This window comes from Shinella sp. (genome assembly GCF_052438155.1).
GTDB lineage: Bacteria > Pseudomonadota > Alphaproteobacteria > Rhizobiales > Rhizobiaceae > Shinella.
On sequence record NZ_JBQVPI010000015.1, the window covers coordinates 145527 to 158093 of the forward strand.

The 12567-nt window shown below is 58.7% G+C and carries 8 protein-coding genes, 1 tRNA gene and 1 pseudogene; 4 read left to right on the top strand and 6 right to left on the bottom strand.

The genetic code is table 11. From position 1 onward, the window contains the following. Positions 1–8: 8 nt before the first annotated feature. Positions 9–758: a cytochrome c biogenesis CcdA family protein gene (locus tag ACT6VE_RS23660; RefSeq protein WP_444800815.1), complete on the bottom strand. Its 750-nt coding sequence runs from the start codon at positions 756–758 to the stop codon at positions 9–11. Positions 759–983: 225 nt separating this feature from the next. Here ACT6VE_RS23660 and ACT6VE_RS23665 point away from each other — a divergent pair. Next, a tRNA-Lys gene (locus tag ACT6VE_RS23665) sits at positions 984–1059 on the top strand. Positions 1060–2090: 1031 nt separating this feature from the next. Then, positions 2091–2375: a hypothetical protein gene (locus ACT6VE_RS23670; protein ID WP_444800816.1), complete on the top strand. Its 285-nt coding sequence runs from the start codon at positions 2091–2093 to the stop codon at positions 2373–2375. 386 nt (positions 2376–2761) lie between these two features. Here the strand turns inward: ACT6VE_RS23670 and ACT6VE_RS23675 are convergent, their stop codons facing one another. From ACT6VE_RS23675 to ACT6VE_RS23695, 5 genes and pseudogenes are all read right to left on the bottom strand, one after another. Beyond that, positions 2762–4744, bottom strand: a complete 1983-nt coding sequence (locus ACT6VE_RS23675; protein ID WP_444800817.1) for a caspase family protein — start codon at positions 4742–4744, stop codon at positions 2762–2764. Continuing rightward, positions 4731–5111: a hypothetical protein gene (locus ACT6VE_RS23680; protein ID WP_444800818.1), complete on the bottom strand. Its 381-nt coding sequence runs from the start codon at positions 5109–5111 to the stop codon at positions 4731–4733. The genes ACT6VE_RS23675 and ACT6VE_RS23680 overlap by 14 nt, the downstream gene beginning before the upstream one ends. 520 nt (positions 5112–5631) lie before the next feature. After that, positions 5632–7476, bottom strand: a pseudogene (locus tag ACT6VE_RS23685) (PHP domain-containing protein); the annotation flags it as partial. Next, entirely contained in the window at positions 7476–8990 is a 1515-nt protein-coding gene (locus ACT6VE_RS23690; protein WP_444800819.1) for a Y-family DNA polymerase, read from the bottom strand. The gene ACT6VE_RS23690 and the pseudogene ACT6VE_RS23685, both read right to left, overlap by 1 nt. Continuing rightward, a complete protein-coding gene (locus ACT6VE_RS23695; RefSeq protein WP_444800820.1) occupies positions 8908–9666 on the bottom strand; it encodes an ImuA family protein in 759 nt (252 codons plus the stop codon). The genes ACT6VE_RS23690 and ACT6VE_RS23695 overlap by 83 nt, the downstream gene beginning before the upstream one ends. Before the next feature lie 217 nt (positions 9667–9883). Here ACT6VE_RS23695 and ACT6VE_RS23700 point away from each other — a divergent pair, with 217 nt between their 5' ends. Then, a complete protein-coding gene (locus tag ACT6VE_RS23700) occupies positions 9884–11953 on the top strand; it encodes an ATP-dependent helicase (RefSeq protein WP_444800821.1) in 2070 nt (689 codons plus the stop codon). A 1-nt stretch (position 11954) separates the two neighbouring features. Then, the coding region (gene dinB / locus ACT6VE_RS23705) for a DNA polymerase IV (protein WP_444800822.1) at positions 11955–12567 on the top strand (613 nt) is incomplete at its 3' end.

Here is a 12567-nt window from a genome sequence, read left to right on the forward strand (position 1 = left end):
ATCCCCGACTAGCCGATTTGCGAGAGAATGGGAAACGTTTGCTGGAACCAGATGGCGACCGTGCTGATATAGCCGAAGATGAAGGCGAGGCCCGTCAGAATAAGCAGCACGCCCATGACCTTCTCCACCGTACCGAGATGCCGGCGAAAGCGCAGGAGAAAGCGCATGAAGGCGCCGGAAAACCCGGCCGCGATCCAGAACGGCACGGCAAGGCCGAGCGAATAGACGGCAAGCAGCATCGCCCCGTCGCTCACCGTTTCCCGCGCGGCCGCAACGCCGAGGATCGTCCCGAGGACCGGACCGATGCAGGGCGTCCAGCCAAAGGCGAAGGCAAGCCCCATGACATAGGCGCCAGAAGCCGTCGCTGGCTTGCCGCCGCTCTGGAACCGCGCCTCGCGCGCAAAAAGCCCTATACGCAGCAATCCCAGAAAATGTAGGCCCATCAGGATGATAATGACGCCGCCGATCTGCGCCAGGATGTCGAGATGCCGGCGCAGCACCATGCCGATCGTCGAAGCCCCGGCGCCCAACGCCACGAAAACCGTGGCAAAGCCCAGGGTAAAGAAGAACGCGGCCAGCAGCACCGCCCCGCGCGTATCCCGCCGAACCGCGACCGCCTCGTTGCCGCGGAACTGATCCACGGAAATGCCCGCCATATAACAGAGATAGGGTGGCACCAGCGGCAGCACGCAGGGCGACAGAAACGACAGCGCTCCGGCAAGCAGCGCACTTAGAAGAGAAATATCGGCAATCGACACTGGCTACTCCGCGACGGCGGGAAAGCGGTTCGGGCTCGAAAACGCTCCGTCCGCTCCTTCATTTGCGCTTCCTAGTATCGGCCGAAGCCCTCTCCTGCCAATCACCTTTTGGAGAACGCGGCAAAATGCAGCAAAAGCTGTTTTTCATCGCATTTTCCGGGTTGACCCGGCAAACCCTCCTGCCTATGTTCCGCGCACTTCCGCGGGGCTCTTCGCACCGCCTGGGAGCGTGTAGCTCAGCCGGTAGAGCAACTGACTTTTAATCAGTAGGTCCAGGGTTCGAATCCCTGCGCGCTCACCATTTAAGTATCTGATATTGCCTACTAAAACGGCGCTCAATTCGTTCGCGTCCTATGCGTTGCGATGTGCGTGTCGCCACCCGGTCGCCACGAGGTAGGACTGATGACGCCGAACGCGACGGGGAAGTTTCTGGGACACTGCAGACTTTGCGGCGAGGCACGAAAGCTGTGCAAGGCTTACCTGCTACCAAATGCCTTGAGGAAAGTTGTTGTGGACTTTCCGGCAGACAAATCAATGCAGGCCGTCCATACGGATCTGAGGAGGACCTATCCAGTTCAAACTTTGCGGTTTGACGCGAATATTCTATGTGCAAAATGCGATGCAGAACTCGGCCCTTTTGATAGAGACTTCGCTGACATCTTGAAGGAATGGGTTTTTCACCCAGCCCGACGGCACGCCTTTTGGCCTTGGGGGATCGACACGTACTGCCATCTCAACGGTACACCAGAGCACCTTTTTCATGGAGCTTTGACATCGTTACTCAGGTTCTCTTACTCCCAACAATTTCCAGCGATAGATCTGGGGTGTGACAGCGCGCAAGCGATCGCTCGACTCATCAGGGGACGCACGCCCCTTCATTCATCCTCACATTCCTTCGAAATGCGACTGATCGGTTCATTCGCCTACGTTGGCAACGGTGTAGACCTAACCCGCGTGATGCCCAACGGCCCGATGCTAATCAGCCTTGAATCAGGGCCGCTGTACTTGTTTGAGATGTTCGGGTTGTCGATCTTCCTGAAGCTTGAGGATTCACAATGGCCCACTGAGTTAAGGTCTTTGCCTTCGCCACTCGAGAACTGGGGAGCCATCAAAATCCCCCTTGTCCCCTTCTTAGGTTCATTCATGTCTCGATTTCTAAACGATCTATCTCACACTCATTTTGGTGCGAGGGCGTTCCCAGTTATGGAGGGCACACAGACTTAGGCCCAATGCCGACGTCGATATCCGCAGGGAACGACGCCTGCAGAAGAACCGTCGACTGATGAGGTGGACGGTCGCGGCACAAGTCCTCAATAGGGTTTGGGATTCCTAGTGACCGATCCCCTCTCCAAACTCCCGCTGTTCGCCACCGACCACGAAATTGCCATCGCCGTCGTCGGCAAGGAGCGCGCTTCAATGTACATGAAGGCGGTCATACCCGTGCTTGAGCGCCAAGGCTTCCCGAAGATGGACCGCTGCACGACGGCCGGCCGGTCGCGCCCGAGCGGTGGGCACCAGCGAGGATGGTCCGCCCCTGACGCCCTGTGGCGGTCGATGGTCAGGATGATTGCAGTGGCCATGGCAACGCGCTCGCTGTCACCCTCACAGACGATATAGAGGCGCATGCCCGTCATTCGACCGCCTCAACTGCGATTAGGTCGAAGAGGCCCGGTCACTCGCCACCTCCGGCCGGAAGCTCGGCATAGTAACAACCGTCCCGAAAGCAATCAGGGTCCAGCTCGTTAGCGATGACGCGCCTGGCACTCCTCGCGTGATATCGGTGTGACAGCCTATCGCAAGATCGCAGGCTTCAAGCCGGTGATATCGACCCTTGTTGCCCCGCCGCGGCAGTTGGGCTCGGAAAACATCAAGCGCGACCACCTAGTCCGTTTCTGTCATCTGCGTCAGCATCGCCGATCACATATGAAACCTGCAGATCTTCACACATAATTTGAGAGCGCAGAAAATAAACCTGCAGAAAATCTCCACACTTCGAAACAAATTCACTTCGGAATGCCAGATCTCGCCTCTACAAGGTCAGATGATACAACATATTTACTACCATCAAAACCAGAAGACGCCGAGCATTCCGCTCTTGCCGTAAATATAAATTCCTTGCTATCTTCGTTGAAGATTAATTTTTCTTCCACTATTTCATAATAGTATACCCCTGCATAGCTAGGGGATTTTCTATTAAGGAAAAACTGCTGCTGCGCTTTTTCTGCGTTCGGCCAGTGCCACTCATTACTTCCATCGCCTATTGCGACACGGCAAACCAAATCATCTTTTCCAGTTTTGAATGCCTGAACTTCTAATCCGATTACCACCGCATCCCGAACACGCCTTATGGTCACTCCATCCACGCTTACGTAGATCCGTGGGATTTCACCGGAAATAATGCTTATGCCAGAGGCTATGTCCGGACGCGACAAAATGAAACAGGCGCCAATTGAAAGCGCGATGGCGCTGCCAACCCAGCGCCCTATATCCCCGATCCAGTTGGGAGGCCTGGCCAATAGCGTGTTATGAATGCCTCCGAGTATGGATAAGTGCCAAGCAGGGAAGAGGGCTAGGCCAAAAATAAGACTTGTATAATCAAAGCGCAAAGCGAACGGTACAGCGGCAGTTATGAAACATAGGCCTACCGATATCGGAAGACAAAAACCCACAAATTTTCCTCGAGAAGCCTTGCGCCCCGAATCTGAATAATAGAATGGCAGTAGTATTCCGATTGCTCCAAGCGCACCAGCAAAGCCCGCCAAAATCCCTAGGTTAAGATTTTCTTTAAAGTGGTAATCCTTCATCCAGAACAAAAAATTAGGCGGCTCTTTTACAAAGTTTAATAAAAGACTATGCGCCACAATCCAAGCGAGAAAAACACCGATCCCAGAAGCAGCGAGATGAATGACGCGTCGCTTTTCCCGGCATATGGCAACAAGCCAGATAAATACCGATAGCGTCAAAGAGAGAGCTAACCCATTACATGCAATACCGTAGGGTTTTATTAAGATCAACCAATAATTCTCGTCGTATGGGAACAGACCCCACGGATTTTCGAGGTTACAAGCTATCCACGCGGTTATAATTCCGGAGAGCAAGCCAGCGAGTTGGGTAACCGAAGCTGTGACTTCACGCAACCGGTGATGATCTACTTGGGCATCAAATCGATCGATGGAGGAGGCAGACCACACAGCGTTTGGAAAAAGCGGTACCTTCGCTGGGTTCCCTTGTGCTTGGTCAGGCACATGAAGTTCAGGCCTTACCCCTTCTTCTTCGTATTTGCCGGAAATGTATATCTGTGTGCTCGTGACAAGTTGTTCGAGATTTAGTTTTTCCTGCCCTGTCGTTGAGCCAGCCTTTAAGCATTCAAACAATGCTTCCGAAAACATGGTGAAGCGAGCACCGCGGGGGGCGATCGAGACTCGGCTCGAAGCCGAAGAGCAAAGTACGGCAGTACCTGACCCGGGAATTGATTCTTCGATACGAAGATTAACGAGATCCGTTACCTCCGATTGATGAGGAAGAACCGACGCAGCTGCAAAACAGCAATCGAGAATTAGGTAGCGTCTTACACTAGCGGCATATCGCTTCAGGCTACTTGAGAAATCGACATAGCGAATGCTTGTCGCCCCTTCAGAACCGGCTCTGGTTCGTCTAGTTGCGAGAAAATACGATTGATCTGACCGAGTAAACCCCCCGTGGCCACTGTAGAAGACAAAAAGGTTCGAGACAGGTCCTTTGGGGCCTTTTCCCGAATTTATTCGATCGGTAATCCAGTCTTCGATTTTCTCAAGTTGATCAGATGGCGCCGCTGGGTTGTCAAACAGGTCTAGGACGTCTTCTTGATGGATACCGAGTGTTTTAGTGGTGTACTTCTTAAATTCCGATGCAGAATTTTGGCATTGTGGCAGCCGCCCCAACTTAGGGGCGGCGGGGCACTCAGAAACACCCAATATGATTGCGACGGACCGCTCAGGGGCGGCCATCGACTAAACTACTTCTTTTAGAAAATGCTTCTGCGATCTTTGATGCATCGGCGCTGTCCAGGCCGCGAGCGACTACCTTCCCGTTTTCCGAGATGGTAATCATGGCGCCGGAGTTTCGATGAAGAAAATCGGCGATTGCTTTCGCGACGATAATGGCGACCGGGGTGCCGAGGACTAGGACAAGCGTAGATCCGAAGTCTTGAGCTTCTTCGTTTTCTCTAGTCGTCTGGATATCTATGTCGGCATCAACTTCCGCAATGTAGTCCTGGAGACTCTGAGCGAGCAATGTCCGCTCTGCGGCGCTGCCCTCATCAAATTGAATCTGATAAGTTTTTTTCTCATCCTGCAATTGATTTGCGGTCGCCATGTGTTTCTCCAACGTTTCGTAGCAATGATTGCACAATCGATAACGCTAATCTAGTGCGACTAGTTTCGATATCGTTCTATTGTCTTCAGATTTCATGCGCTTGCGGCGCCACGCGTTACCTAGGCAGTGTGGGCGGATTTCAGAGAGTTTAGTCTTGATCAAATCCATCAACACTGCCTAATGAAAATTCCGGCTTTTCACTTTGAGTCGATCAATTCGCAAATCGGGTATGTAAATATCGCGCGCAGGCGGGGCTGCAGGTTTCCTCTCACGAGAGTCAGGCGCCCCATTTCCGTGCGCGAATTCGTCCCATCGTCCATGAGGAAGAGGAAACCGCTCGTCCCGCTCGCCCAGCCGGCCGAGATCGTCGGACAAATCGAACAGCCGTTATGCGACGAGGTGCACGACGTCCCCTTCCCTTTGAATCTTGCCGTTGATGGCCACCATTGACGCCGACAACACCAACCGGCGCTGTCGCTCGAAGACCTTTGGCCAGATAACGGCGTTGATGATGCCGGTCTCGTCTTCCAGTGTCATGAACATGACGCCCTTGGCCGAGCCGGACGATCGCGACCTGGATGACGAGATCGTAGAAGGTCTGGGGCTTCAGACGCGGCAGCATCGACATCTGCGCGCGGCTTTCGATCTGGAAGGTGCCGAGCGTATCGGCCTTGCGGATCATCGCATAGGTCCGGTGGTCTTCCGACGGAATGGTGGCGAGATCCCAGACCTCACCCTTATGCTCCGCCATCAGCGCGAGGGCCTTGGCTATCCAGGTCAGCATGCCAAGCGCCAGCACATCCACCTTCATGAACTTCAGCGCCTCGATGTCGTCCTTGTCCCATTCGATGACCTGGCGGTCATCCATGCGCGCGGGTTCGATCGGCACAAGATCGTCGAGCCGATCCTGGGTCAGAACGAAGCCACCCGGGTGCTGACCGAGATGGCGCGGCGCACCCATCAGCTGCTGCGCCAGTTCCAAGGTCAGCTTCAGGCGATAGTCCGCCGTGTTGAGATTGTTCTCCTTCAACTGGCGCTCGGAGACGCCTTCAGACCAGCCCCAGACGCCCGATGACAGCTGACCGATCATGTCCTCCGGCAGACCGAGCGCCTTCCCGACGTCGCGCAGCGCGCCCTTGGCGCGGTAGCGGGTGACGGTCGCGCACAAAGCCGACCTGCTTCGACCATAGGTCTCGTAGATCCACTGGATCACTTCCTCGCGCCGTTCATGCTCGAAGTCGACGTCGATATCCGGCGGCTCATCGCGCTCCTGGGAGATGAAACGCTCGAACAGCAGGTCGTTAGTCTCCGGATCGATGGAGGTTACGCCGAGGCAATAGCAGACGGCCGAGTTCGCGGCCGAGCCCCGACCCTGGCAGATAATGCCTTTCGACCGCGCGAAACGCACGATGGAATAGACTGTCAGGAAATAGGGCGCGTAGTTCATCGCCCGGATCAGCGCCAACTCATCGTTCAGGGATTTGCGGACCTTGTCCGGTACACCCTCGGGATAGCGGTTAGCAGCCCCCTCCCTGGTGAACTTGACCAGTGATTGCTGCGGATCGAGGCCAGGTTCGATTGCTTCCTCCGGATATTGGTATTGCAGCTCCGCAAGATCGAACCTGCAGCGCTCGACGATCTCCCGCGTGCGGGCGAGAGCTTCTGGATACTCGCTAAAGAGCCGGTACATTTCCTCCGGCGCTTTGAGATAACGGTCAGCGTGGCGTTCTCGGTCAAAGCCGACATCATCGATGGTGGTGTGGGTGCGAATGCAGGTCACGACATCCTGCAGCTGCCGGCGGCCGGGCTCATGGAAGAGCACGTCGTTGGTGACGACGGTCCTCACCTTGAACCGGGCGGCCATCGCAGCGATGTCATGCAGGCGCACGCGGTCATTGGGCCGACGCAGCAGGCTGAGGCTGACATAGGCGCGGTCTCTGAACAATTCGGCCATCTTGCGAAGCTGCACGCTGCAAGCCTCGTCGGCCTCATCCGGCACCAAGACACCGATCATGCCCCCGGCATGCTCGGTGAGGTCGGCGAAATCGATCAGACAGTTTCCCTTGCCGCCTCGGCTCTTTCCGAGCGACAGCAGCCGTGTCAGTCGCGAATAGGCCGGCCGATCCATCGGATAGACGAGGATCGACATGTCGTCCGTCAAATCGAGGCGGCAGCCGATCACCAGCCGGACGCCGGTGGCCTTTGCTGCTTCCCATGCCCGCACGATGCCCGCGAGGCTGTTGCGGTCAACCATGCCGAGCGTATTGATGCCGAGTGCCGCCGCTGTCGCGAACAGTTCATCGGCGCTGGACGCGCCGCGCAGGAACGAGAAATGCGTCGTCACCTGAAGCTCGGCGTACCGCATCACCCGAACACCCCATGCAGGAACCAGAGGTGCGAGCCGGTTTCCGGCTCGACGCCATCGCCGGCGCGATAGACCCAGTAGCGTTCGCCAAGCTCATCCTCCACGGTGAAGTAGTCGCGCACCGCCTGGAACTCACGTGGTCGCCGCCGCCACTCCCCGAAAATGCGTTCAGGCCCGTCGGCGCGCACAACCTTTCGGCGCTTGCCACGCCAGGTGAAGACGGCCGGCGGCTGGTCGGGCAGCAGCGCGATGACCTCGATGCGTTCCGGATTTGCAAGGAGCCGCGTGGGCCGCGGCCATTTGGCAGCCCAGGCCTCGCCAATGTCAGGTGCCGTCGCCGCAATTCGCCTGATCGAACGCTCAGGCACGTCAGACGCGACGGGGGCGACCCGGAAGAGCCGGTGGCCACGATTGCCGAGAATGTCGACCAACGGGGTGATGTCGGCGATGTCCTCCTCGATGAGCGCGGACGCAACCTGCCGCTCCTCCAACGGTTCGGCAAAAACCGCGACCAACACCATCTTTTCGATACCAAAGCCCGGCTCGATGGTCTCGATGCGATCGCACAGCAGTTTCGACAAGCGCGCCGGATCGCGAACTGGTTTGGCAAGGCCCGCGCGAAGATGCTGGCGCGTGTTGTCGACGCGATGGATGACGAGGTCGCAGCGCCGGGCGCCGAGACCATCTTCCGCGAGGCGGGCCGAAAGCTGGCCGACCAGTCGGCGAACATATTTGGTGATGGTCTCTGGAGCGCCGATCGGTTCGGCGAAGTTCTTTGCGACCTCGACCAGTTCCGGCGTGCGGATTGGTTCGATCGGCTCGGCGACGCGGCCGAACATCTGGTCCAGCCTGCGCGCGGGTTCCGGCCCGAACCGCAGGGTCAGGGGCGCACGCGGCATGGCCGAGAGCTGGCCGATGGTGTCGATGCCGAGGACGCGCAGGCTCTTGATGGTCTCTGCCGGCAACCGCAATGCGATGATCGGCAAGTCGATGACCGCTTTCGCGACATCACCGAATGGCACGATGGTCGTCTCGGCCGCAAGCAGCCGAGCGAGTGCGTGCGCGGCTCCCCAGCTGTCGGCGATGGCAGCCCGCGCCGTCAGTCCATGACCACGAAAGCGATTGATGAGGCCCGACAGGAGAAGGCATTCGCCGCCCTGAAGGTGATCGGCGCCTTCCGTGTCCATGACCAGGCCATCGCCGCCATCTATCGCAACGACGGGGGTGTATTGCCGCAGCGCCCAGAGCGCCAGGCGTTCAAGTGCGGCCGCGTCCTCTCCCGGCGCCGCGTCAATCATCAGGAGATCAGCGACCATGGCCTGCGCCTTGCTGGCCGGCATACCAACACGAAGGCCAAGCTTGAGGGCTGCGGGATCAGCGGCAGAGACCCAGCGTTTCGAGCCGCTGCGGGAAATTACCACCAGCGGCTTGTCAGCCGGCAAGGCCTCCGAAGCGCGCCGTCTGATCCGGTCGACCGGCAGAAAGGGGAAGTAGACAGATACGACCCTTGGCATCGGGGGCTCCAATTTCAAACTCGGCGCACGCACCCGCCTTTACGCGCATCAGTTCTGCCAGCCAGCGTGCCCTCCCGACGCCCGCCACTGGCAATCGTTCCGACGGCAGGGTGCTGATGCGCCACCGCGTCGTCGAGGCCGTCGGCTGTCCATAGTCCGAGGCCTCGTTCTGTCGTCGCCACCGCCGGAGCACGATGCCCATGGCGCCGGTCTTCTCCGCTGCCAGCTGCAATCGCCGCGAGGCGTTCATCGGCAGGCGAACCAGTTCCCCCACCACTGCGGCAAGCCCGCCGAATGAAAGCCCCTCCTCCATCGCTGAAAGCGCCTCTTCCTCCCTGTCGCTCTCGCACCAGACCACGCGATCAGGATGGAGGCCCGCCTGCGAGATCGCGGGGAAAAATAGATCCGGGCGCGTCATGCACCAGAGGATCTTGCCGCGCGTGCGGGCAGCGATGCCCGCCACGAAGAGCGCGGCAGCTGCACCATCGACTGTCCCACATCCGCCGCCGGCGATCTCGTGCAGCGCGCCAAAGGCGAGCCCTCCGCCCGGCAGCGCCCGATCCATCTCCGGGACGGCGAACGGCAGGACGGTTCTGGCGCGCGCCGCTCCTCCTTCGAGCCGGCCGATACGCTCATGAAGGTCGGCAAGCACAGGATTGACAGCGGGCTTTGACACGGCGGAAAGGTCGCTCCTTCAGGGGTTTCCAGCAGCGGGTTAAGCTGATATGTTCCTTTTTTGTTCCTAATGCCCTATCGAGTCAATCCACCCGAAACGGCGTTCCCGACCATGATGGTCGCTTCAGGCCAGCCTCGCGGTACGATTCCGCAAGGCCGATCAAGGAGATGGGAAAGGAAAGCGGACAGGAATTTTTTCTTAGGAAAATTTGGGGCAGATGACGGCAGCCTATCTGGAAAAACTGAACGACCGCCAGCGTGAGGCGGTCGAACACGGCATTGGCTTGGCCGACGGCGCGATCGGCGGCCCGCTGCTGATCATCGCCGGTGCTGGCTCCGGAAAGACCAATACGCTGGCCCATCGCGTCGGCCATCTGATCGTCAATGGCGCAGATCCACGGCGCATCCTGCTGATGACCTTCTCGCGCCGGGCCGCTTCGGAAATGGCACGTCGCGTTCAGCGCATCTGCCGCCAGGTGTTCGGGGACAATGCCGCGGCCATGACGGACGCCATGGCCTGGGCCGGCACATTCCACGGCATCGGCGCCCGGCTCCTGCGTATGTATTCAGAGCAGATCGGCCTCAATGTCGACTTCACGATCCATGATCGCGAGGACAGCGCCGACCTGATGAACCTCGTTCGCCATGAGCTGGGTTTTTCCAAGATGGAAACCCGGTTTCCGACCAAGGGCACATGCCTTGCGATCTACTCGCGCGTCGTGAACTCCGAAAGCTCGATCAACGAGGTTCTGAAGGCCGCCTATCCCTATGTGCTGGGCTGGGAGGCGCAGTTGAAGCAGCTCTTCGCCGCCTATGTCGAGGCAAAGCAAGTCCAGAACGTGCTCGATTACGATGATCTGCTTCTCTATTGGGCGCAGGTCATGGCCGATCCGGAGCTTGCGGACGATATCGGCGGCCGCTTCGATCACGTCCTCGTCGACGAATACCAGGACACCAACCGCCTGCAGGCTTCTATCCTGATGGGCATCAAGCCCGGCGGCCGCGGGCTAACCGTGGTGGGCGACGATGCGCAATCGATCTATTCCTTCCGCGCAGCGACCGTGCGCAACATCCTCGACTTTCCGAACCAGTTCTCGCCAAAGCCCGCCGACGTCATCACGCTCGATCGCAACTATCGCTCGACACAGCCGATCCTGGCTGCCGCCAACGGCGTGATCGACCTTGCTCGCGAGCGCTTCACAAAAAACCTCTGGACGGACCGGGAATCCGAACAACGACCCATACTCGTAACCGTGAAGGACGAGACGGATCAGGCGAACTACATCGTTGAGCAGGTGCTGGCGAACCGCGAGGTTGGCATGGCACTGAAGCAACAGGCGGTGCTTTTCCGGACGTCAAGCCATAGCGGTGCGCTGGAGGTCGAGCTGACCCGTCGCAACATCCCCTTTGTGAAGTTCGGCGGCCTCAAATTCCTCGACAGCGCTCATGTGAAAGATCTGCTCGCCACCCTGCGCTTTGCGCAGAACCCACGCGACCGCGTCGCCGGCTTCCGCCTTCTTCAGATGCTCCCTGGCATCGGCCCCCAGACGGCCGGCAAGATCCTTGATGCCATCGCTGCGGATCCCGAACCGCTCCAGTCGCTTGCGGAGATTCCGCCCCTGCCGAAAACGGGTGAAGATTGGCCGGCTTTTGTCAGTCTGCTTTCTAGCCTGCGCAAAGCCGAAGGCGGATGGCCTGGCGAGATTGAGCTGGCGCGTCTCTGGTACGAACCGCATCTTGATCGCATCCACGAAGACGCCGACACGCGCAAAGCCGACCTCATCCAGCTCGAGCAGATCGCCGGCGGTTATCCGAGCCGCGAACGCTTTCTCACCGAGCTGACGCTTGACCCGCCGAACGCCACCAGCGACCAGGCCGGTGTCCCCCTGCTCGACGAGGACTACCTCATCCTCTCCACGATCCATTCCGCCAAGGGACAGGAATGGCGCGCCGTCTTCATGCTGAATGTCGTCGACGGCTGCATTCCCTCGGATCTCGGGGCCGGCACGACAGCGGAGCTCGAAGAGGAGCGCCGCCTGCTCTATGTCGGCATGACACGGGCGCGCGACAATCTCACTCTCGTTACTCCTCAGCGGTTCTTCACCCATGGTCAGAACGCCCAGGGCGATCGCCATGTCTACGCCTCGCGGACCCGCTTTATTCCGGCGACACTGCTCCAGTTTTTCGAGGCGACAAGCTGGCCAAAAGTCTCGGCCGCCGCCAGCGAGCGCAGCGCGCGACAGATCCGGATCGATGGCGCCGCCCGCATGCGGTCAATGTGGAAATGAGATGAGCGAGAACACAGCGCTACAGACGAGGAAGATTATCCATGTCGACATGGATGCCTTCTATGCGTCGGTCGAACAGCGCGACAATCCGGAGCTGCGCGGCAAACCTGTTGCCGTCGGCGGCTCGGCCGCACGTGGCGTTGTCGCGGCGGCAAGCTATGAAGCGCGCGCCTTCGGCGTTCGGTCAGCCCTCCCCTCGGTCACGGCGAAACGGCGTTGCCCGGACCTCATCTTTGTTCCGCCTCGCTTTGACGTATACCGCGTCGTTTCGGCTCAGATCCGGGAGATTTTCGCGGAGCACACCGACCTCATCGAGCCGCTATCTCTCGACGAAGCCTATCTCGACGTGACGCACAACAAGCAGGACATTCCCGTTGCAACGGATATCGCCACCCTGATCCGTGCGCGCATCAAGCAGGTCACCGGGCTCAACGCCTCGGCTGGCATCTCCTATTGCAAGTTTCTGGCCAAGATGGCATCGGACCTCAACAAGCCCAACGGCCAGGCGGTGATCACACCGAAGAATGGCCCAGCCTTCGTCGAGGCGCTCGCCGTCAAGAAATTCCACGGCGTCGGGCCAGCGACCGCCGAAAAAATGGAGCGGCTTGGCATTC